General features: G+C 36.0%; 18 protein-coding genes. 12 read left to right on the top strand and 6 right to left on the bottom strand.

The genetic code is table 11. The features are described 5' to 3' along the window. Positions 1 to 992: 992 nt before the first annotated feature. Both rsiV and FG384_RS00890 read right to left on the bottom strand, forming a co-directional pair. Complete coding sequence (gene rsiV, locus FG384_RS00895) at positions 993 to 1,871, bottom strand: anti-sigma-V factor RsiV (RefSeq protein WP_142640672.1); 879 nt, start codon at positions 1,869 to 1,871, stop codon at positions 993 to 995. Beyond that, positions 1,868 to 2,365 carry an RNA polymerase sigma factor gene (locus tag FG384_RS00890; protein ID WP_142640671.1) on the bottom strand — a complete coding sequence of 166 codons (498 nt, stop codon included), beginning with the start codon at positions 2,363 to 2,365 and terminating at the stop codon, positions 1,868 to 1,870. The genes rsiV and FG384_RS00890 overlap by 4 nt, the downstream gene beginning before the upstream one ends. 202 nt (positions 2,366 to 2,567) lie before the next feature. Here FG384_RS00890 and FG384_RS00885 point away from each other — a divergent pair, with 202 nt between their 5' ends. Together FG384_RS00885 and FG384_RS00880 are read left to right on the top strand one after the other, a co-directional pair. After that, entirely contained in the window at positions 2,568 to 3,266 is a 699-nt protein-coding gene (locus FG384_RS00885; RefSeq protein ID WP_142640670.1) for an ABC transporter ATP-binding protein, read from the top strand. Beyond that, positions 3,256 to 4,551 carry an ABC transporter permease gene (locus tag FG384_RS00880; protein ID WP_142640669.1) on the top strand — a complete coding sequence of 432 codons (1,296 nt, stop codon included), beginning with the start codon at positions 3,256 to 3,258 and terminating at the stop codon, positions 4,549 to 4,551. Before FG384_RS00885 ends, FG384_RS00880 begins: the two co-directional genes overlap by 11 nt. A gap of 234 nt (positions 4,552 to 4,785) precedes the next feature. Here FG384_RS00880 and FG384_RS00875 read toward each other — a convergent pair whose 3' ends face one another. Further along, positions 4,786 to 5,049, bottom strand: coding sequence for a hypothetical protein (locus FG384_RS00875; protein ID WP_142640668.1), 264 nt, complete (start codon positions 5,047 to 5,049; stop codon positions 4,786 to 4,788). Positions 5,050 to 5,136: 87 nt separating this feature from the next. Further along, complete coding sequence (locus FG384_RS00870; protein WP_142640667.1) at positions 5,137 to 6,297, bottom strand: class I SAM-dependent methyltransferase; 1,161 nt, start codon at positions 6,295 to 6,297, stop codon at positions 5,137 to 5,139. A gap of 136 nt (positions 6,298 to 6,433) precedes the next feature. Here FG384_RS00870 and FG384_RS00865 point away from each other — a divergent pair, with 136 nt between their 5' ends. Further along, a complete protein-coding gene (locus FG384_RS00865; RefSeq protein WP_142640666.1) occupies positions 6,434 to 7,039 on the top strand; it encodes a hypothetical protein in 606 nt (201 codons plus the stop codon). A gap of 98 nt (positions 7,040 to 7,137) precedes the next feature. Here FG384_RS00865 and nhaC read toward each other — a convergent pair whose 3' ends face one another. After that, entirely contained in the window at positions 7,138 to 8,523 is a 1,386-nt protein-coding gene (nhaC, locus tag FG384_RS00860) for a Na+/H+ antiporter NhaC (protein WP_142640665.1), read from the bottom strand. 397 nt (positions 8,524 to 8,920) lie between these two features. Between nhaC and FG384_RS00855 the strand changes: the two genes are divergently transcribed. The 3 genes from FG384_RS00855 to hflX all read left to right on the top strand — a co-directional run bounded on the left by FG384_RS00855 (position 8,921) and on the right by hflX (position 13,548). Continuing rightward, the gene (locus tag FG384_RS00855) at positions 8,921 to 10,552 is read left to right on the top strand and encodes an AMP-binding protein (protein WP_142640664.1); all 1,632 of its coding nucleotides are present in this window, start codon (positions 8,921 to 8,923) and stop codon (positions 10,550 to 10,552) included. A gap of 966 nt (positions 10,553 to 11,518) precedes the next feature. Next, entirely contained in the window at positions 11,519 to 12,262 is a 744-nt protein-coding gene (locus FG384_RS00850; protein WP_240793306.1) for a VOC family protein, read from the top strand. A 14-nt stretch (positions 12,263 to 12,276) separates the two neighbouring features. Then, positions 12,277 to 13,548, top strand: coding sequence for a GTPase HflX (gene hflX / locus FG384_RS00845; protein WP_142640662.1), 1,272 nt, complete (start codon positions 12,277 to 12,279; stop codon positions 13,546 to 13,548). Positions 13,549 to 13,683: 135 nt separating this feature from the next. On the opposite strand, the gene FG384_RS00840 is transcribed toward hflX, so the two are convergent. Then, positions 13,684 to 15,402: an ABC transporter ATP-binding protein gene (locus FG384_RS00840; protein ID WP_142640661.1), complete on the bottom strand. Its 1,719-nt coding sequence runs from the start codon at positions 15,400 to 15,402 to the stop codon at positions 13,684 to 13,686. 133 nt (positions 15,403 to 15,535) lie between these two features. Here FG384_RS00840 and FG384_RS00835 point away from each other — a divergent pair, with 133 nt between their 5' ends. The 6 genes from FG384_RS00835 (at position 15,536) to FG384_RS00810 (ending at position 21,926) form a co-directional block, all read left to right on the top strand. Further along, on the top strand, positions 15,536 to 17,023 hold the full coding sequence (locus FG384_RS00835) for a peptide MFS transporter (protein WP_142640660.1): 1,488 nt from the start codon (positions 15,536 to 15,538) through the stop codon (positions 17,021 to 17,023). A gap of 72 nt (positions 17,024 to 17,095) precedes the next feature. Next, complete coding sequence (locus FG384_RS00830; protein WP_142640659.1) at positions 17,096 to 17,941, top strand: DUF6612 family protein; 846 nt, start codon at positions 17,096 to 17,098, stop codon at positions 17,939 to 17,941. 242 nt (positions 17,942 to 18,183) lie between these two features. After that, entirely contained in the window at positions 18,184 to 19,020 is an 837-nt protein-coding gene (locus tag FG384_RS00825; RefSeq protein ID WP_142640658.1) for a DUF6612 family protein, read from the top strand. 251 nt (positions 19,021 to 19,271) lie between these two features. Continuing rightward, positions 19,272 to 20,222 (top strand): ABC transporter permease, encoded by a 951-nt coding sequence (locus FG384_RS00820; protein WP_142640657.1) that lies wholly within the window; start codon positions 19,272 to 19,274, stop codon positions 20,220 to 20,222. Beyond that, positions 20,215 to 21,168, top strand: coding sequence for an iron chelate uptake ABC transporter family permease subunit (locus tag FG384_RS00815; RefSeq protein WP_142640656.1), 954 nt, complete (start codon positions 20,215 to 20,217; stop codon positions 21,166 to 21,168). Before FG384_RS00820 ends, FG384_RS00815 begins: the two co-directional genes overlap by 8 nt. Beyond that, positions 21,165 to 21,926, top strand: coding sequence for an iron ABC transporter ATP-binding protein (locus FG384_RS00810; RefSeq protein ID WP_142640655.1), 762 nt, complete (start codon positions 21,165 to 21,167; stop codon positions 21,924 to 21,926). The genes FG384_RS00815 and FG384_RS00810 overlap by 4 nt, the downstream gene beginning before the upstream one ends. Positions 21,927 to 21,944 lie beyond the last annotated feature (18 nt).

Here is a 21,944-nt window from a genome sequence, read left to right as displayed (position 1 = left end):
TAAGCTAGGATTCAAATTGAAGGCAAAAGGTTTCGAGAATGTTGGATATTCTCGAAACCTTTTTATTTATCCATTTTTCCTACTAATCCCGTAGTTTTCTCCATGGGGTTGCTTATTAATCCAATACATAAGAAAATCGTTGAAACGTCTCCCTTTCCGTGGGCGTAGCCTCAGTCTCCTCGCTTCGCTGCGGGGTCTTCGACTAACGCTATTCCCGCAGGAGTGTCGCCTTTTTCAACGATTTTCTAGAAATGCAAAAGTATATACCTTAAAAAATATACAGTTCTTCAGTACCTTCGCTACGCTCCTGCATCCAGATGAGGTTGTCTAATATTCAAATAAAAAAGAAAATCGTTGAAACGTCTCCCTTTCCGCGGGCGTAGCCTCAGTCTCCTCGCTTCGCTGCGGGGTCTTCGACTAACGCTATTCCCGCAGGAGTGTCGCCTTTTTCAACGATTTTCTAGAAATGCAAAAGTATATACCTTAATAAATAGACGGTTTTTCAGTATGTTCTCCTTTATTTGATACGTAGAGGAAAAAGCTGCTCGACTCCTGCGGAAAAACGAAGCGTCCAAGACCCCACACGAGCGTGCGGGGCCACTGAAAAACTCAAAATTATTATTTTTATAGGAACTATTTGCTGTATATCATTTAAAGAATTTAGCGCGACGCATGAGACTCCTGCGGGAAAGCGAGACAGACGAGACCCCGCACGAAGCAGAGCGAAGGAGGAGGCTCGTCGCTCGCCCGCGGAAAGCGAATGCCAAAGCGCTAAATTCTCTTAGGACTATTTGATAGATAATTTATTTGAATGACACTTTTTCAGTGCCACAGCGTAGCGAGGAGGAGGCTTAGCGATTCGTCCGCAGAAAGCGAGTAGCTTTTTCCGTACTCAACTAGTCTTCATTCTATTGAAAAAAACTTAAAACAAACTCGATATTTATCGAGTTGATAAAAAGCCCTTTGACTAACCAAAGTCAAAGGGCAATTTTCTATTTAATATAGTAGTTACTTATCAAGTGTTCTGCTATCACTTCGGTTGGAATCTCAAATGTAACGACGCCCATATAACCAGGAGCGACCTCGTATTTATCAAAAGAAATTGTCAGCTTGTGATCTGCAGTTATGGAGAAAGTTTGATCCGGGCGAATAGCTTCGAATTCGAAACCTATTTCTTCCTTATCATCGATCCAATATGTTTTATCGGAATCATTTGCCATTTGTTTTGCCATTTCATCTTTTAAATAAGTAGAGATAGCCTCGATATACGCGTCATCTTTAAATAAGCTTGGTAATGTAATTAGTATCTGGTTTTTCTTATCAATCGTATCTGTACGCATTGTTGTAGAAGATGATCCAACTGTATTCACTTCATAACGACTAATAGAAAGAATATCCTCTGTATCCGTCACGACTTCATACGTAGATGCTACTCCAAGGTGGCCTCCACCTGCTTCCTTCAATGCTTCCATATCTTTTTGGAAATCTTCATAAAGTGCTTTGTTTTCAGCTGTATATTTTTCATTTAGCCTATTTTCTAATTCTTTGTTATCTAATCCTGTTACACTTGGTATTTTTAGATCTGCGTTATAACTGTCTTCTGCAATTTTAATCTCTTGTATTGTCACGACTTGAACAATTGAACCAAGTACCGGCACAGAAGAAAGTGATTGTGCTAGTGCAGGACTTACATTCACACTTGCGATGAATAGGGATGCTGCAGCTGCCACACCGATTCCCCATTTTTTAAATGGTGCATTTTTTATATGTTTTCTTCTTGCCTCTTGAATAGACTTTTCTACTACACTTTGTAACTCACTTGGAATTTCAATATCATCATACTGTTTTTTTGCGTTTTTTAACCTCTTCATGCCTCCACCTTCTCTTCCATTTTTATTCGCAATTTTCGAAGCGCTGCGTATAATCTCGTTTTGATTGTATTGGTGTTTTCGTTTTGAATTTCAGCAATTTCATCGATTTTTAAATCCTCGAAATAACGTAGGACGATTATGGTTTTATAAGGCTCTTTCAAATGATCGATTGCCTCATATAAGTCATAGTTTTTTTCAACATCTCTTTGTTCTGGCATGAACGAATGAAGTACATCATCGTCCATTGCTTGCATGCGTCCATGCTTTTTGATGAAATCTAATGAAGTATTAATGACTATTCGATAAAGCCAAGTTTTCAAATAACCGATTTCATTCAATTGATCAATGGACTTCAATGCTTTAAAAATACTCTCTTGTACAATATCGAGTGCGTTTTCTTTATTTTTCACATAGCTGTATGCAAGTCGATATAATGTATTTTGATTTTCAATTATATAGTTTTCAACAAGTTGATATTTTTCCTTTTTAGTCATGACATGGGTATGCTCCTTTTTTCTTTACCGTATCGCGATTACGTAACACTTATTTGACGGACAGTCTTCGTGGAAAGTTTGCATAAATAAAAATATTATTTTGCTATGTTAGTTTCTTAAGAAATTCTTCATTTTTATCCTTCCAAAATGTTAAGAAACAATGGTTACACTATGAAAGTAGCAAAACGGAAGGAGAAAATAAATGATACAAGTTCAGAACGTTAATCATACATTTCTAATAGGAAAAAAAGGGAAAGAAAAGAAGGTGCCTGTTTTAAAAGGATTATCCTTTGAAGTTGAAAAAGGTGAAATCGTTGCAATTGTAGGGAAAAGTGGATCAGGTAAGTCTACTTTACTTCATACAATAGCAGGCTTTATGAGTCCGGAACAAGGCTCTATTACAGTGAATGGCCAAGAAACTGCTTTTTTAAACGAAACCGAAAGAGCGAAGTTTAGACTAAATAATTTTGGGTTCATATTTCAAAATTTTCAACTCATGCCAGGTCTAACGGCATTTGAAAATGTAGAACTGCCATTGAAATTAAAGGGAGTATCTTCGAAGAAAAGAAAAACAAGTGTGAAACAATTATTGAAAAAAGTAGGACTAGAGGAAGTAGCGGACCATTATCCAAATGAATTATCAGGAGGACAACAGCAGCGTGTTAGTATTGCTCGAGCATTGATTACAAACCCTCCTATTTTATTTGCAGATGAGCCAACAGGTAGTTTAGATTCAGAAACGGAACAAGATATTTTGTTGTTAATACAAGATCTCAATCAAACGCTAGGCGTAACGTTCGTTATTATTACGCATGATGAAGAAGTCGCAAGCATTGCAGATCGTAAATTCAGAATGCGTGACGGGGAATTAGTGAAAGGAGATACGGGCTATGTTATTTAAAGATCAGGTCGATTTTGTGAGCCAGCATATAAAGAAGAACAAATTACGCGTATTTATGACCATACTTGCCGCCACGATGGGTTGTGCATTTTTAATCGTCCTTGCTTCGATTGGATTTGGCATACAGGACACGATGCGTAAAGAAATATTAGAAGATCAAGCTATTACGGAAGTGGAAGTGTATCCAAATGATGGAGAAGAACTCGATATTTCCAAAATTGGAGCAGTCGAGCATGTAAACGCAATTGTGCAAAGAACACGTATGGAAGCAATGGCAGTTTCTCAAATAGAGAATCGTTCGCTTGAAGGGAATATGCTACTTACTAACTTTGCACAAGAAGAAAAATCAAATCTTAAACTATCCGAAGGGCGTATGCCTACAAAGGATAATGAAATCGTTGTAGGCTACCAGTTTGCGGAAAACTTATTAACGGATGCGGAACGTAAAGAAATGGAGCAGAGTACGGAAGAAGATGCTGAACCTATTGGAGGTTACAAAGAGTCACTAATCGGGAAAACAGTTTCAATGTCTCTTCAATCTTACGAATCAGAAGAAGCTTTCTCAGAAACATGGGACTTTACAATTGTAGGGGTAACGGAGAAACCTGCAAAGGATTGGATTGTTGATACGAATATATTATTAGATGAATCATGGAAGGACAAGTTACAAGAAGTGTACGAGGTTAATATGGAAGAGGGGAATACTGACTTATTCTTCTCAAGCACGAAAATCTATACTTCTAGCTTAGAACATGTTAAATCGGTAACGGAAGAGTTAAAAGAAATGGGGTATAGCGTGTATTCCGTTTCAGAACAATTAGAGCAGCTAGATGTCTTTTTCATGGCATTCAAAATTGGACTTATCTTTGTTGGTACCATCGCAGTATTAATATCATCGATCGGTATTTTCAATACAATGACAATGGCTGTAACAGAACGAACTCGTGAAATAGGTGTCATGAAAGCGATTGGGGCTAGTCCAAAACTGATTCAGCGTTTGTTTTTAATGGAAAGTGCCTGGATTGGTATTATAGGTACAATATTGGCTGTTATCATTTCGTACGCAGTAAGTTTTTTGGCCAACTGGATATTGCCAATGGTAGTAGGATCAGCATTAGGGGAAGAGGAGTTCCAAGATTTATCGATGACGTTCTCCTTAATTCCTTGGCAGCTAGTTGTTATAGCATCTATCATCAGCATTGGGGTTGCGATGATTTCAGGGTGGAGACCGGCGAGAAAAGCAACAAAAATTGATGTAATTCAAGCATTAAGACAAGAATTATAAAAGGAAGGGGCTGTCCCGAAAATCATTGAAAAATGACTTTTGAGGATAACCCCTTCCTATGTTAGCAATCCTGTTGTTTCCGAAGCGATGATAAATACCTTTTCATTTCTAGAAAATCGTTGAAAAAGGCGACACTCCTGCGGGATAGCGTTAGCTGAAGACCCCGCAGCGCTAAGGAAACGCCCGCGGAAAGGGAGACGTTTCAACAATTTTCTTACTTATTGGACAGCCCCTTTATTGTGCTATAGAAAAATAAGCTATAAAAAGAACAAATACAACTAGTGCATTTAATAAATTGTATTTCGTTCTAGAAATTTTTTGATTGAATTTTTCGTTTCTGTTCACAAACATAATTCCTAAGTAAGTAATAAAAATGGCTAAAAGTAAAGTGAAAATAGGATGCATTGAGTAAACATGTACATCGATAAAATGAACAAGGATAATAGCAATGGCCATCGAAACACCATAAGCTACTTTTTTTAATGTTGGTTCTTTCATTAATTCAACTCCAGTAAAATATTGATTTTTACCAATGTCAGAAACAGTTCGAATACAATTCTGAATTGTTCTTATCATAGGGACATATTACATATACTCTTTTAGTTCATTTTCCAAAAACGGGTTTGCGTTTAGCATCTGTTTAAACTGTTGATAGCTTTTTAGTTGTTCAGCTGTTTGCTTTTTCCCAGTTTTATATGCGCGTATCAATATGTTTTTCGGCGTGTTTTCCATATCGATAAATTCGACTAGCTGTGCTTCATAGCCAACAATGGTTAAGATTTCTGCTCGGATAGAGTCCGTTGCAAGCGCTGCAAAACGTTCCTTTATTAGACCATGCTTTAACATAATATCAAGAGCTGGTGCTTGAAGCTGTCTATTCAACTCGTGCTGACAACAAGGAACACTTAATATTACACTTGCTCCCCATTTTACTGCACGTGCAAGGGCCATATCTGTTGCGACGTCACAAGCATGCAGAGTGACAACCATGTCTACAGCAGTTTCATCGTTGTAATCATTAATATCTCCAACTAAAAATTCAAGCTGATCATAGCCTAAATCTTCTGCAATTATTGCACATTCCTCAATGACTTCTTTTTTTAAATCAAGACCAGTTACTTTTATATCGAGACCTCTCTCAATTTTTAAGTAGTGATAAAGGGCAAACGTTAAATACGATTTTCCTGATCCAAAATCGAGAATGCGAACAGGTCGATCCTTTGGTAAGTGAACAAGCGCATCGTCGATAAACTCTACAAAACGATTAATTTGCTTGAATTTATCATACTTTTGCTTTTTTACTTTACCATCCGTAGATTGTACGCCTAAGCGGATAAGGAAAGGGTAAGGAGTATTTTCATCTAAAAGATAATTCTTTTTCCGATTATGTGATAGGTTCACTGTTTTTGCAGAGTCTGTTTTCTCCGATTTCCACATAACTTTGTTCTTTTTGGAAAGTTGAATTTGTACTTTTTCAGATGTAAAATCTGCATGAATTTGACGAAATTGCTCTAACAGCTCATCCAGTGAATTTGAAAGTTCATCTAATGTAATATTTTCATGCTTTAAAATTCGTTCGTATTGATACTCTAGTTGAATATGATATATCTTTTTTATTTCAATTGGTTTGAGTTTTACACGTTTTACTTCGTTAGATTTAGCACGTGGTTGACTAATCGTTGCTGCGATTAATTGTTTATTTAAAAGTTGATCTATCAAATATTCTTTCATTTCTTGAAATTCCATAAAATCCGCCTTCTTTTTCGTAAGATACTTGGAATTAGTGTATCACATCAACGACATTTAAGAGTAGAAGAAGGAGTTAAAGTATGATGTATGGAATGTTTGAATAAGTAGTAATTTCGTATGAAGGAGGGATATAGTGATTCAAAGAGTTAAACAACTATTGTATCTTTTCATATGCTTGTCGTTTCTCTTTATGGTATTTCCTAACACAGCAAAAGCATGCTCATGTGTGGAATCCCCCAGTCCAGAGAAAGCTTTGCTCCAAACAGAAGTTGTGTTTCGTGGTAAAGTGATGGAAATTCAAGAAAGTCAAGAAGATAACGGTTATGTAACCAAGGGCGTGTTATTTGAGGTTCTCGAAAGCTGGAAAGGAATCGATCAATCACAAGTGATTATTAGAACTGGCTCAGGAGGTGGAGATTGTGGATATCCTTTTGTAGAAAATGCAGAATACATTGTGTATGCGAATAATTCGGAGATGTATGGTGAAAGAACATTAACGGTTATTACTTGTAGCAGAACTACGGAGGTATCTACCGGTAATGCGGAAGAGGATCTAGCTTCATTAGGTGAAGGAGTATTGCCTACTGTACAAGTCAATTTAAAGATGGAACAACCGGCAGTCCAAGAAAACTTATTGGAAGAAAGTCGAAATGTTTTGGATATGAAATGGGTTTCAATTATTACAGTCATTATTGTAATAATAGTTGCTGTATTAATTAGAAGAAATCGAACTCCATAATGTACTTTTTTGATTGTCCTAAAACCCCAACGGAATAGAAAGTATAAAAGCCTCACTACTTAAACAAATAAGTAATGGGGCTTTAATTGTACAAATCATTATTTTTCTTCGATGTAAGTTAATGTTTTACCAGTCAGGCCAAATAGAATTGTAAGGATTGGACTAAGTAAGCAGAAGAACGCAAATGGTAAATAATCGATCGTTGATACGGTCAATACATTTGTTATAAAAATTCCGCATACACTCCAAGGAACAAGCGGGTTAACGACTGTACCTGCATCTTCCATTACTCGAGCTAAGTTCTTATTTGCTAAACCGACTTTTTGAAATTGAGCCTGAAATGATTCACCAGTAAGTAAAATGGATAAATACTGCTCTCCTATTAGCGTATTCACACCTATACCTGTAAATGCTGCGGCCATAATAACAGAACCAACACTCTTTAATACACTTTCTATTTTCATAAGTAAACTTTGCACTATGCCAAGTGTAAATAAAAGTCCACCCATGCTTAAAGCGAGTATAACTAGTCCTATTGTAAACATCATGCTATTAATACCGCCTCTAGTAAGCAGCGAGTCGATTGTCTCAATTCCTGTATTAGATGTATAGCCGTTAAATAATATATTCAGTACTTCTCCAAAAGAAATATATTGAAAGAAATAGGAAATACAAATTGCTGCTATCGAAGTCAAAGCTAGAGCAATAATAGCAGGAACTTTTTTTATAGAAAGTATAACAAGTAGAACAATTGGGAGTAATGTATACCAATGAATCATACCTGTTTGAAGTAGTCCTTCTTGGAAAACTTTTATTTGATCAAGCTCTTGTATTTCTTTATTGGGAGAAATGATTGCGTATCCAACGAGCGATATAAAAAATGCTGGAATCGTTGTCCATCCCATATTTCGAATATGTTCGAATAAATCAACTTGTAGGATACCGGATGCAAGATTGGTAGTATCAGATAACGGTGACATTTTATCTCCAAAAAAAGCACCTGAAACGACTGCACCAGCTGTAATAGCTAAAGAAATATCCATAGCACTTGCCATTCCAATAAAAGCAACACCAACCGTTGCGACTGTTGTTAAAGAGCTTCCGATGGAGAGACCAACGATACAAGTGATAAAAAACACAATCGCAAAGAAAAAATGTGGAGAAATAAATTGGAAACCTAAGAATATAAGTGTTGGAATCGTTCCACCCATCATCCAACTACTAATTAAGATACCAATAAAGAAAAAGATGAAGATAGCTCCTAGACCAGCTTTTGAACCTTCAATGAGCCCTTCCTCTAGTTGTTTGAAAGGGACTTTCTTAATCAGTCCGTAAGTCATGAGTAAAAGAATTGCCAATAAAATAGGCATATGTGGCACGGCATCAAATTTGATAATACAAACTGCCATGGAAATAACGATTATTGAAGTAATTAGAGCTGCCTCCAAAAATGAAGGCGATATTTTCGAGCGAATGCGAAACATTGTAAATCCTCCTAATTGTTTAGTTTTTAGGAATGAAAAAAATCCTTTCAATCCCTATAGCTAGGGACGAAGGAAAACTCCGCGGTACCACCCTATTTGTTGAACAATTCTTTTGTTCAACCACTTCATTAAACGAGCTTACTAGATTGCTGTAATTCATCCGTCATGCTACCTGAACTTCCACCAACCGTTCAGTCTCTTGGTTCTGTATGCGTGTAGATTACTAGGACAATCACTCGTATGTATTACTTTCGTAATTCAACGCTTTGAAGCGATGAAGTAATTAGAATTTTATCATGTTTTAGCGTTCTGTCAATCAGATAAGTAAAAGTCTATTTTATCTGAATTTTATGATAGTATAATAAAATAGGAAATAACATTCAAAGGGGAGATTTGTTTGTTAAATGAAAAAACAGTAGGAGCAATCGTCAAAGATGCCGCAAGAAAGTTTCCGGAAACAGAGGCTTATATATATCCAGAACATGGTATTCGTAAAACATATCAGGAGTTTGACAAAGAGACTGACGAACTAGCAAAAGCATTTATCGGCATGGGAATTCAAAAAGGAGAGCATGTTGCTATTTGGTCGGACAATAAAAGGGAATGGTTACTTAGCCAGTTTGCAACTGGGAAAATGGGTGCTGTTCTCATTACAGTAAACACGAACTATCAAGAAAAGGAATTAGAATACTTATTACAGCAATCTGACGCGACAACACTTATTTTATGTGAGTCATATAAAGGAACATCGTATATAGATATTCTAAAAGCTGTATGCAAAGAAATTGAAATCGCGGAAAAAGGTAAAATACAATCCGATAAACTTCCGCATTTTAAACGTGTCATTGTAATGAGTGAAAACGACTATCGAGGAATTTATACATGGTCAGAGTTAATAGCTCACGCAGAGGGTGTTTCCGATGAAGTTCTAAACAATGCTTTGGAATCATTATCGAATGATGAAGTAATAAATATTCAATATACATCTGGAACTACTGGCTTTCCAAAAGGGGTAATGCTGACGCATAAGAATGTTGTCAATAACGGTCAACTTGTAGGAGATTATATACATCTTTCAGACCGCGATCGACTATGCATACCTGTCCCATTCTTTCATTGCTTCGGTTGTGTAATGGGAACGATTGCTTCTGTAACTCATGGCACAACTATGGTCATTGTCGAGCAATTTGATGCAGGAAAAGTGTTGCAAATGGTGCAAGATGAAAAATGCACAGCATTACATGGTGTACCAACGATGTTTATCGCAGAGTTGAATCATCCTGATTTTATTAAGTTTGATTTGTCTTCTCTGCGAACTGGAATTATGGCTGGGTCAATTTGTCCAATCGAAGTGATGAAAAAGGTAATGGAAGATATGGGAGCATCCGAAATTACGATTGCCTATGGCCAAACAGAATCTTCTCCAGTTATTACGCAATCGAAAACAGATGACTCGATTGAGAAGCGAGTATCCACTGTTGGACAAGCACATCCTGGAGTTGAAGTGAAAATTATTGATCCAGTAACAGGGGAAGATACACCAGCCGGAGTACCAGGGGAATTATGTACAAGAGGTTACCTCGTTATGAAGGGCTATTACAAAAATGAGGAAGCTACAAATTCTACGATAGACTCCAATGGTTGGTTACACACTGGAGATATTGCTGTAATGGATGAAGATGGTTATATCGATATTACTGGACGTATTAAAGATATGGTCATTCGCGGAGGGGAAAATATATATCCAAAAGAAGTTGAAGAGTTTTTATATCAACATCCATCCATTCAGGATGTGCAAGTAGTTGGAGTGCCTGATCCAAAATTCGGAGAAGAACTAATGGCATGGGTTATTTTGAAGACTGGTGAACATCTAACTTCAGAACAATTAAAGGAGTATTGTAAAGGGAAAATATCATTTCATAAAATACCGAAATACGTTGAATTTACGGATACATATCCAATGACTGCTTCTGGTAAAATTCAAAAATTCCTACTTAGAGAAATGTCGAAGGAAAGGGTAGAGGTTTAAAAAGTATCTCGACATATTTCCCAGGAAATAGACAGATATAGACTGTTAAACATTTTAAAGGTAAAAAATCAATGCTTGGTCGACCAACTTGAGAATATAAATCTCAAACAGTAGTTGACTATTATGGACTTTTTCATTTCTAGAAAATCGTTGAAAAAGGCGACACTCCAGCGGGAATAGCGTTAGTCGAAGACCCCGCAGTACAGCGAGGAGGCTAAGGCAACGCCCGCGGAAAGGGAGGCCACTGAAAAAGTCACTTTTTTTCAAAAAATAAAAACGAAATCCCATAATTCCTTCACTTTTTAGGGTGTTTATGGGGACGTCATGCCAATTTTGATACAAATATACTTCTCAAGTGGTGACTTTATTTTCTGAATTTTTGTTTTTCAGTGGCCTCCGGAAAGGGAGCCGTTTCAACGACTTTCTTATTAATTGGCTATTGGACAATCTCATATAGCACAGTCGAATTAAAAGGACTTCTTCAATTCTAGAAAATCGTTGGAAAAGGCGACACTCCAGCGGGAATAGCGTTAGTCGAAGACCCCGCAGCGCAGCGAGGAGGCTAAGGCAACGCCCGCGGAAAGGGAGCCGTTTCAACGACTTTCTTATTAATTGGCTATTGAACAACCTCATATAGCATAGTCGAATTAAAAGGACTTCTTCAATTCTAAAAAATCGTTGAAAAAGGCGACACTCCAGCGGGAATAGCGTTAGTCGAAGACCCCGCAGCGCAGCGAGGAGGCTAAGGCAACGCCCACGGAAAGGGAGCCGTTTCAACGACTTTCTTATAATTGGCTATTGGACAACCCCATTTGGCAACGTCGAATTATTGGAACTGGAGGAAAACTGAAATTTCTTGAGTTCGTCCACGGTCCAAGCATTGATAATAAATCGATGCTTTTTTTCATTTGATGTATACTGATTAAAAGGAAAACTATAGAAATAAAATGGACTAGAGGTGCAATGATGTATTTAGATCATATTGTTCATCACGTTACAAAAAAACCAGAAGAAGTGGCAGAGGACTGGAACGCAAAAGGATTTCATGCAGTTGTTGGAGGACAACATACTCATTGGGGCACGTATAATGCACTTCTTTATACAAAAACTAGCTATATAGAATGGCTTGCAATTGAGCATGAGGAAATTGCAAAGAACGCTAATCATCCATTAGTAAATTTACTATTACATGATATCAAAAACAGTCCGGGATTCGGAACGATATGCATTCGTACTACGGAAATAAATGAATTATGTCAACAGCTTGAATTAAAATGTATAGAAACATCTGGAGTTTTACATGCTGAAAGAAAAACAGCGAGTGGTTTAGTACGTAAATGGAAAATGCTATTTGTAAAAGAAGAAGTAAGTGATGACTTGCCAACTCCATTTTTCATTGAATGGGAAGAGAGTGATCTTGAACGTTATCAACTACTTCAGGAAGATGGAACAATCAATGCAAGTAATGTGGAATTATCTATTTCTGCTTGTGAGTTTCATGTAAAGAGTCCAAGGGAAGTAATGAAAAAGTGGAAAAGATATTTTGATATAACTGAACAAGATGAACAAACATTGTTACTGTCAAATACAAAATTAGTATTTAAAAAGCTTGATAGTGGAGCAAAAGAAAGACTTGCAATGGTTCATATTGATGGATGTATTGAGCAAGATACATTTATTTACGAGCATGCACCTTATCTTTTCCGTTAAGAGGGGGAATCAGTTTGGAAGAATTAATAGAAAAAGCAATTGTTGTAGCAGTTAATTTACAACATGATGAACATTTTGAATATGGATTAGAAGAATTGCATAATTTAGCTGAAGCTTTGAATGTAGAAGTAGTCGGTGAAGTGACACAAAATCTAGAAAGGGTTACTTCTTCTCATTATGTTGGAACAGGTAAAGTGGAAGAGATTAAAAACTTTTATGATGAAGCTGGAGCAAACCTTGTAATATTTAATGATGAGCTGACTCCATCCCAAATTCGAAATTTAGAGAGAGATTTGGAATGCAAAGTAATCGACCGAACAATGCTTATTTTAGATATTTTTGCTCGTCGTGCAAAGTCGAACGAAGCGCAAATGCAAGTGGAGCTTGCACAACTGCAATATATGCTTCCACGATTAGTTGGACTTCGAGCTTCACTTGGTAGACAAGGTGGAGGAACTGGCGGTGGATTTAAAAACCGTGGTGCAGGGGAAACCAAACTAGAGCTTGATAGACGAAAAATAGAAGACCAAATCGCTAAACTAAAGCGTGAATTGGAACATGTTAAAGACCAACGAGAAACTCAAAGAAAGCAGCGTAAGAAAAATGCCATTCCAGTAGTCTCATTAGTTGGATACACAAATGCTGGAAAATCAACGATTATGAATCAATTTCTTCATAAAATTGGTCAAGTAGACTCAAAGCAGGTGTTTGAAAAGGATATGTTATTTGCGACGTTAGAGACTTCTGTACGTCAAATTAAGCTTCCTGATCAAAAAGAATTCTTATTAACAGACACGGTAGGTTTCGTTAGTAAGCTACCCCATCATCTTGTAAAGGCGTTTCGCTCTACTTTAGAGGAAGCTCGCGATGCGAATTTGTTGTTACATGTAGTCGATGTTTCCAATGACGAACACCGATATATGATGGATATTACGAACGAAACATTACTTGCTGTTGGTGTAAAAGATGTACCAACTATTTATGTATACAATAAATCGGATCTTGCAGAAATGAAGTATCCACATATTGCGGGAGATAATATATGGATTTCTGCGAAAGAAGGAGCAGGGCTTGATGAACTGCTAGACATTATTAAAAAACATATTTTCTCTGATTACGTTCAATGTACAATGCTGTTGCCGTTCGAAAGAGGGGATATCGTGTCCTATTTAAACGAGTTTGCATCCGTAAAAGATACCTCCTATGAAGAAGAAGGTACGGTTGTCAAAGTAGAATTGAAAAAGTCTGATTATAATCGGTTTCAAGAATTTATTTTCATACAGTAATATTTGGGAAATAGGATAGTGAAAACGTATAAAGTTAAGATTTGTTCATACAAAAAGGTTGTCTCCACCGTAGTTTAACACTACAAAGGAGCAACCTTTTCTTGTTTTGTGCGTTCGCATCCAAAGTTAGTAGGCTTATACTTCTTGGAATTGGATATTATGCAATCTTGCAAAAATTCCATCCTGCTCCACTAATTCACTGTAAGAACCATCTTCTGCTATACCATTTTCGGTTACAACAATAACTCGATCTGCATCACGTATGGTTGCCAAACGATGTGCAATAATAAGAGTTGTCCGATTTTCTGCAAGCTCCATTAAGGACTTTTGGATAATCTTTTCTGTTTCTGTATCAAGTGCAGAAGTCGCCTCATCCAGTATAAGGATAGGAGGATTTTTCAAAAACATACGTGCAATTGCAAGACGTTGCTTTTGTCCTCCAGATAATTTAAGTCCTCGCTCACCAATCTGCGTATCATATCCTTCTGGAAGAGATGAAATGAAATCCTCCAAATGAGCTTTATTTGCTGCATCTTGAATTTCCTGCTCTGTTGCATCCTTCTTACCATAAGCAATATTTTCTCGAATCGTACCTGTAAATAAAAATACATCTTGTTGGACTATTCCAATTTGAGAGCGCAATGAATTCATCGTTATATCTTGAATGTTTAACCCATCAATCGATATAGCACCTTCATTGACATCGTAAAATCGGGGAATCAATGAGCAGATGGTTGTTTTCCCTGCACCGGACGGACCAACAAATGCAACGGTTTCTCCCGCTTTTATCGATAAGTTTATATCTTCTAACACAGATTTATGCTCATCATAACGGAAGCTGACATTCTCGAATGTAATATCTCCATTCAAATGAGAGACACTAATTGCATCTGGACGATCTTTAATTTCAGGCTCTTGTTCAATTAGCTCAAGGAATCGTTTAAATCCTGCCATTCCCTTTGGATACAATTCTAAAAGTGCCGTAATTTTATCAACAGGTTTGATCAGTACATTGACAAACAGTATGAAACTTACAAACTCTCCATAAGAAAGTTTATCGTTAAAAGAAAACCATGCACCTACAACTAGTACAACTAATGTTACTAGTCTTGTCATCATGTAAATGCTCGAATGTGTTCCGGCCATTACTTTATAAGCAGCAAGTTTTGCTAAACGGAATTGTCCATTATCCTCTTGAAAGCGAGCAATTTCAAATTTTTCGTTTGTAAATGACTGTACGACACGAACTCCGGATACACTATCTTCGACTCGAGCATTGACATCTGCAATTTTTCCGTACATGTTTTTCCATGCTCTGTTCATCATAATATTTCCGTATGTTGCAACGATGGACAAGAACGGAACCATGATGATAGCAATTATCGCAAGTTCAGGGTTAATGTTGAACATAATCGTAAACGCGCCGATGATCGTCATAATCGCAATAAATAAATCTTCTGGCCCATGGTGAGCGAGTTCTCCGATATCGAATAAATCATTCGTAATACGACTCATAATATGCCCTGTTTTAGTATTGTCAAAAAAACGGAAGGACTGCCGTTGAACATGGTTAAATAATTGCTGTCTCATATCTGTCTCGATATTAATCCCCAGTTTATGTCCTAAATAACTGACAACATAATTGAGAAACGTACTTAACATATATACGAGTAAAAGCAGAATGCTTATTTTAACAATCATATTCCAATCGCCTGTAGGTAGCAATCCGTCGATAAACCATTGAACTGCTACTGGAAAAGCAAGCTCTAAAATTGCAACGATTACAGCACTTGAAAAGTCGATGACAAATAATCGTTTATGTGGTTTGTAAAATGAAAAAAACTTTTTTAGCACAAAATCTACTCCTTCCCTTGTCATAAAATATATTATAACGAAAAATTTCAGAAGTCGAAATATTTGGATGTTTTTTGACAAAAAAAAGAGGGTAAGAGTATAATATGTTTTCATTGAGAAAAGAGGTTGAAGCATGATATCAAAACAAGATGTTGTCCAATCCGTACCACAAAAAGGATTTTTTGGGCATCCAAAAGGTTTATTGTCACTATTTTTCACGGAGTTTTGGGAGCGCTTTTCTTATTATGGAATGCGTGCAATCCTAATTTATTATATGTATTACGAAGTAACACAAGGTGGATTAGGCATGGATCGAACGATGGCCAACTCCATTATGGCTGTTTACGGTTCTCTTGTGTATATGTCCGGAATTATTGGTGGTTGGATAGCCGATCGCTTACTTGGAACTACTAAAACCGTATTTTACGGTGGAGTGCTTATTATGTTCGGTCATATTGTGCTGGCATTCCCAAGCGGTATAACGACATTATTTATTTCGATGGCTTTAATCATTATTGGGACAGGTTTATTAAAACCTAATATTTCAAGCATTGTCGGAGATTTATACTCGGAGACGGATGTTCGTCGTGATTCCGGTTTCAGTATTTTCTATATGGGTATTAATATGGGAGCGTTTATATCTCCTTTAATCGTTGGTACTGTGGGTCTTGAGTATAATTTCCATTTAGGATTTGGTATAGCAGCGGTTGGGATGGCTTTAGGTTTAATTGTATTTTTAATAACTAAGAAAAAATATCTTGGTTTAGCAGGCTCGTATGTGCCAAACCCAATGACAAAAGAAGAACGTAAAAAAGTTTTTACACGAATTGGTATTATGTTAGTTGCAGTGCTTGTAGTTGGATTTATATTAGTCCAACAAGGTATTTTGACAATTGAACTATTTACGATGACAGTCTCTATTTTAGGTATTGTTATACCGACAATTTATTTTATAGTTATGTACCGTAGTTCTAAATCTACAGCAGATGAGAAGTCAAGATTGCTTGCTTATATTCCGTTATTTGTTGCTGCCATGATGTTCTGGGCGATTCAAGAACAAGGATCGAATATTTTAGCGCAATATGCAGATGAACGAGTAGACTTAATGATTGGATCATTTGAAATTTCACCTGCTTGGTTTCAATCGTTGAATCCTCTTTTCATCATTACATTGGCTCCTGTATTTGCTTGGATATGGGTAAAACTTGGAGATAGACAGCCTTCCACACCTAGAAAATTTGCGTATGGATTATTTTTTGCTGGACTATCCTTTATTGTCATGATTATTCCTGCTTACATGAACGGAACAGATACGCTAGTTAGTCCGTTTTGGCTTGTATTAAGTTTCTTTTTAGTTGTTATAGGTGAGTTATTGCTATCGCCAGTCGGATTATCTGCAACAACAAAACTGGCCCCTGCTGCTTTTGCTGCCCAAACAATGAGTTTATGGTTTTTAACGAATGCATCTGCACAAGCAATCAATGCACAAGTAGTAAAACTGTATAAGCCAGAAACTGAAATAGTGTATTTTGGTGTTATTGGTGTAATTGCACTAGGAATAGGATTATTACTTTATGTATTAAACCCACTGATTCAAAAACAAATGCGTGGAATCCATTAATAAAATAATTGAAACTTTTCCATTTCTTGTTTCGTATAGTTATTATATGAAAAAGAAGGGAAGATGACTGATATGAAGAAATGGACAACACTTTTAGCTGTAGCCACGTTATCATTAGGTTTAGCTGCATGTAATGAGACAGCTACCCCAACAAAAGAAACAGATGTAACACAAACAAGTAAGCTAACACTAAAGGAAGTATATGATAAGTCTATAAAAGTATCGGAAGAGCTAAAAAGTGTTAAAGCTGTCGTAGATATGAAACAAACTATGCATTTACCTGATCAAGATTTGAATTTAGACTTTAGCTCAATAATGGACATGGAATACATTATCGAGCCAATGCAAATTTATCAAAAGGGAACTACTACAATGCTTGGCGCTGATGAAATGGAAGATCAAGTCATGGATATAGAAAGTTACATAACAAAAGATGCTTTCTATATGTACGAGGGAACAACGAAACAATGGATGAAGTTTCCTCAAGAAATGATGGAGCAACTGATGAGTGCTACAGATCAATCCAATCCAGTTGCTCAATTGAAAACAATTGAAAGCTATCTCGAAGACTTTACATTTGAACAAGATAAAAAGAATTACATTCTAACGCTTGAAGCCTCTGGAGAAAAATTCACGAAGCTAGTACAAGCGCAAGTGAATGAAACACTCCAAAACATGGTTGGAGATCAAGAGGAAATGAATATGGACATGACGATTAATTCCTTAAATTACTTAATCCACATCGACAAAGATTCTTTCCAAACGAACAAAGTAGATTTAGTACTTGATATGGATATGATGATAGATGGAGAAAAAGTGAATATGAAACAAAACGTCAAATCTGATTTCTCCAATTTCAATAAAATAGATGAAATTGTCATTCCACAAGAAGTGATTGATAGCGCAGTAGAAATCTAAAAAGTGAAGACTGCTCCAATTGTTGCGAAAAAGCGACAATTGGAGCAGTCTTTTATATTTTACGATTATTTATAGTAAGTTGAATGATCGAATTAAAATAAGATAAAGTGGCATAAAAACTTTATGTGTTAAACCCACTTATTCAAAAATAAATGCGCGGGATCCATTAACAAAATAATTGAATCTCTTCCATTTATCATTATGCATAGTTATAATATGGTAAATAAGGGGAGATAACTGATATGAAGAAATGGACAACATTTTTAGCTATACCTGCGTTATCTTTAGGTTTAGTTGCTTGTAATGAGACAACTACCCCAACAAAAGAAACAAATGTAACAGAAACAAGTAAGTTAACACTAAAGGAAGTATATGATAAGTCTATAAAAGTATCGGAAGAGCTAGAAAGCGTAAAAGTGGTAGTAGATATGAAACAAACAATGCAAATGCCTAAGCAAAATGCGAATTTAGACTATAGCTCTTTAATGGACATGAAATATATTATAGAGCCAATGCAAATTTATCAAACTACCACAGTGCATGGCAAAAACCAAGTTGTGGATATAGAAAGTTACATAACAAAAGATGCTTCCTATATGTATGAGGGGACATCGAAACAATGGATGAAGCTTCCTCAAGAAATGATGGAGCAACTAACGGGTGCTGTAGATCAATACACTCCAGTTTCTCAATTGACAACAATTGAAAGTTATCTCGAAGACTTTACATTTGAACAAGATAAAAAGAAATACATTCTAACGCTTGAAGAATCTGGAGAAAAATTTAAGAAGCTAGTACAAGAACAAGTGAATGAAGCGATTCTCCAAAACATGGTTGGAGATCAAAAGGTACTGACTATGGATATGACAATTAATTCTTTTTCTTTAAATTACTTAATTCACATCGACAAAGATTCTTTCCAAATGAACAAACTAGATTTTATTCTTGATGTGGATATGATGATAGTTGGGGAAAAAGCGAATATGAAACAAAATGTCAAATTTGACTTCTCTAATTTCAATAAGATTGATGAAATTGTCATTCCACAAGAAGTGATTGATAGCGCAGTAGAAATCTAAAAAGTGAAGACTGCTCCAATTGTTGCGAAAAAGCGACAATTGGAGCAGTTTTTTATATTTTACGATTATTTATAGTAAGATGAATGATGGAATTAAAATAAGCTAAAGTGGCATGTAGGTGTATTATCAATTGAAAATCATTTTCATTTAACCGTTGACTTGTATTAGTATAATGCTATAATTAAATTTGCGAGTAAATGATAATGATTTTCACTATCACCACCTTACAAAAAAGATTGTTGAGGATAGTTATGAAAAAAAGATATCTTGTAATTGTGCTAGTCGTACTTTCTCTTTTATCTCTCTTTGTAGGTGTAACGAGAATTTCACCACGTGATTTGTTCGATTTCACTTCAGAAGAGACACAAATATTTCTTATTAGTCGAGTACCAAGACTAATTGCCATAATACTTGCTGGTGCAGGGATGAGCATTGCAGGTTTAATTATGCAAAGTCTTAGTAGAAACAAATTCGTATCGCCTACTACAGCAGGTACGCTTGATGCGACTCGTCTGGGGATTTTAATTTCGATGTTAGTATTTACAAATGCTACATATATGCAGAAGTTATCCTTTGCATTTATCTTTGCATTAGCAGGCACACTATTATTTATGCAAATACTAAATCGTATTAAATTTAAAGATGCGATATTTATTCCACTAGTTGGACTAATGTTTGGGAATATTTTATCTTCTATTACGACGTTTTTTGCTTACAAATCGAATATTATTCAAAACATAACTGCTTGGCTACAAGGGGATTTCTCCTTAATTTTAAAAGGCAGATATGAACTGCTTTACATAAGTATACCGGTCCTTATCATTGCTTACTTCTATGCAAATCGATTCACTGTTGCAGGAATGGGTGAAGATTTTGCAAAAAACCTTGGTCTATCTTACAAGAAAGTGATGAATTTAGGTTTGGTGCTAGTTGCATTAATTTCTACTACTGTTGTATTAACAGTAGGTATGATCCCGTTTTTAGGATTAATCATCCCGAATATTGTATCCATTTTTAAAGGGGACCATTTAGAAAAAACGCTTCCACATACAGCACTGCTTGGAGTCATCTTCTTGTTAGCATGTGACATTTTAGGTAGAGTTCTAATTTTTCCATACGAAATCCCGATTAGCATGACGGTTGGTGTTATCGGAAGTGCAATCTTCCTATTCTTGTTGTTTAGGGGGAAAGCATATGCGTAACAGAACAAAAATGCTCATTCTATTAGTTATAGCAATCATCTTTACCGCATTGTATTTATTTCAGGGGTTGAATGGAAGCTATGATTACGCGTTGCCACGTCGAGCGATTAAAGTATTGGCGATGGCATTAACAGGAGTCGCAATTGCATATTCAACAGTAATTTTCCAAACAATTACACATAACCGAATTTTAACGCCAAGCGTAATGGGTCTCGACTCGTTATACATGTTAGTTCAAACAGTTATTTATTACTTTTTCGGTTCAATGTCGATCTTAGTTATTAACAAAAATTATAATTTCTTTATTTCTGTTATAGCGATGATTGTATTTGCACTTTTACTTTATCGTTTCTTGTTTAATGCAGGAAAACGTCCAATTTATTTCTTACTTCTTGTTGGTATTATAATTGGAACATTTTTAGGAAGTATAACGACTTTTATGCAAGTGCTTATTGATCCGAATGAATTTACTAGTTTACAAAATAAGATGTTCGCAAGTTTTAATAATGTGAATGGAGATTTGGTATGGCTAGCGATGGTCATTATTGTCTTAACGATTATATATGGCTGGCGAGTAATTCGAGAATTAGATGTGCTGTCACTAGGTCGTGATAATGCGATTAACCTAGGTGTGAACTACGATAAAATTGTGAAAAGTATGCTTGTACTATCAGCAATTCTAATAGCTACTTCAACAGCACTTGTAGGACCTATTACATTCTTTGGGTTGATAGTTGCGAATTTATCTTACCAATACTTTAATACGTATAAGCATTCTGTGCTCATTGTTGGTGCTAGTCTAATGAGTTTAGTAGCTTTAATCGGCGGACAGTGGATTGTTGAACGTATTTTTACATTCGATACAACGCTTAGCGTAATTATTAACTTTATCGGTGGGATTTACTTCATTTATTTATTACTAAAGGAGAGTCGAGCTTCAGTATGATCCAAGTAAAAGAGATAACTAAGTACTTTGGTAAAAAGCCAGTTGTAGACAATGTAAGTGTAAACATTCAGCCGGGTAAAATTACTTCGTTTATTGGACCAAATGGTGCAGGAAAATCAACACTTTTGTCAATGGTGAGTCGATTATTGGATGCAGACACAGGCGAGGTTTTATTAGATAAATCAGATGTTCGTAAATGGAAATCCGATGAGTTCTCAAAACGCATTTCAATATTAAAACAATCGAATTATATGAATGTACGTTTAACAATTCGAGAATTAGTGTCATTTGGTCGTTTTCCTTATTCCAAGGGACGATTGAATGCGGAAGATATAAAAATGGTGGACCAAGCAATTGAGTATATGAATTTAAAAGACTTAGAAAATAACTATTTAGATGAGCTTTCTGGTGGGCAACGCCAACGTGCTTTTATCGCAATGGTTATTGCACAAGACACAGAATATATACTGTTAGATGAACCTTTAAATAATTTAGATATGAAGCATTCTGTTCAAATTATGAAGATTTTACGTAAGCTTGTAACAGAGCTTGGTAAAACAGTTGTGATTGTGCTGCACGACATCAACTTTGCATCTGTATACTCTGATTATATTGTTGCATTGAAAAATGGACGTGTAGTAAAGGACGGTCCAACACATGAAATCATTAATTCGAATGCGTTAAAAGAGATTTATGACATGGATATTCCGATCCAAGAAATGAATAGCTGCCGCATTTGTGTATATTTTAATTCATAAGAAAAGGGAGTAGTTTAT

It is taken from the genome of Psychrobacillus vulpis (genome assembly GCF_006861825.1).
Lineage (GTDB): Bacteria > Bacillota > Bacilli > Bacillales_A > Planococcaceae > Psychrobacillus > Psychrobacillus vulpis.
This window is presented reverse-complemented; position numbering and strand designations above follow the sequence as displayed.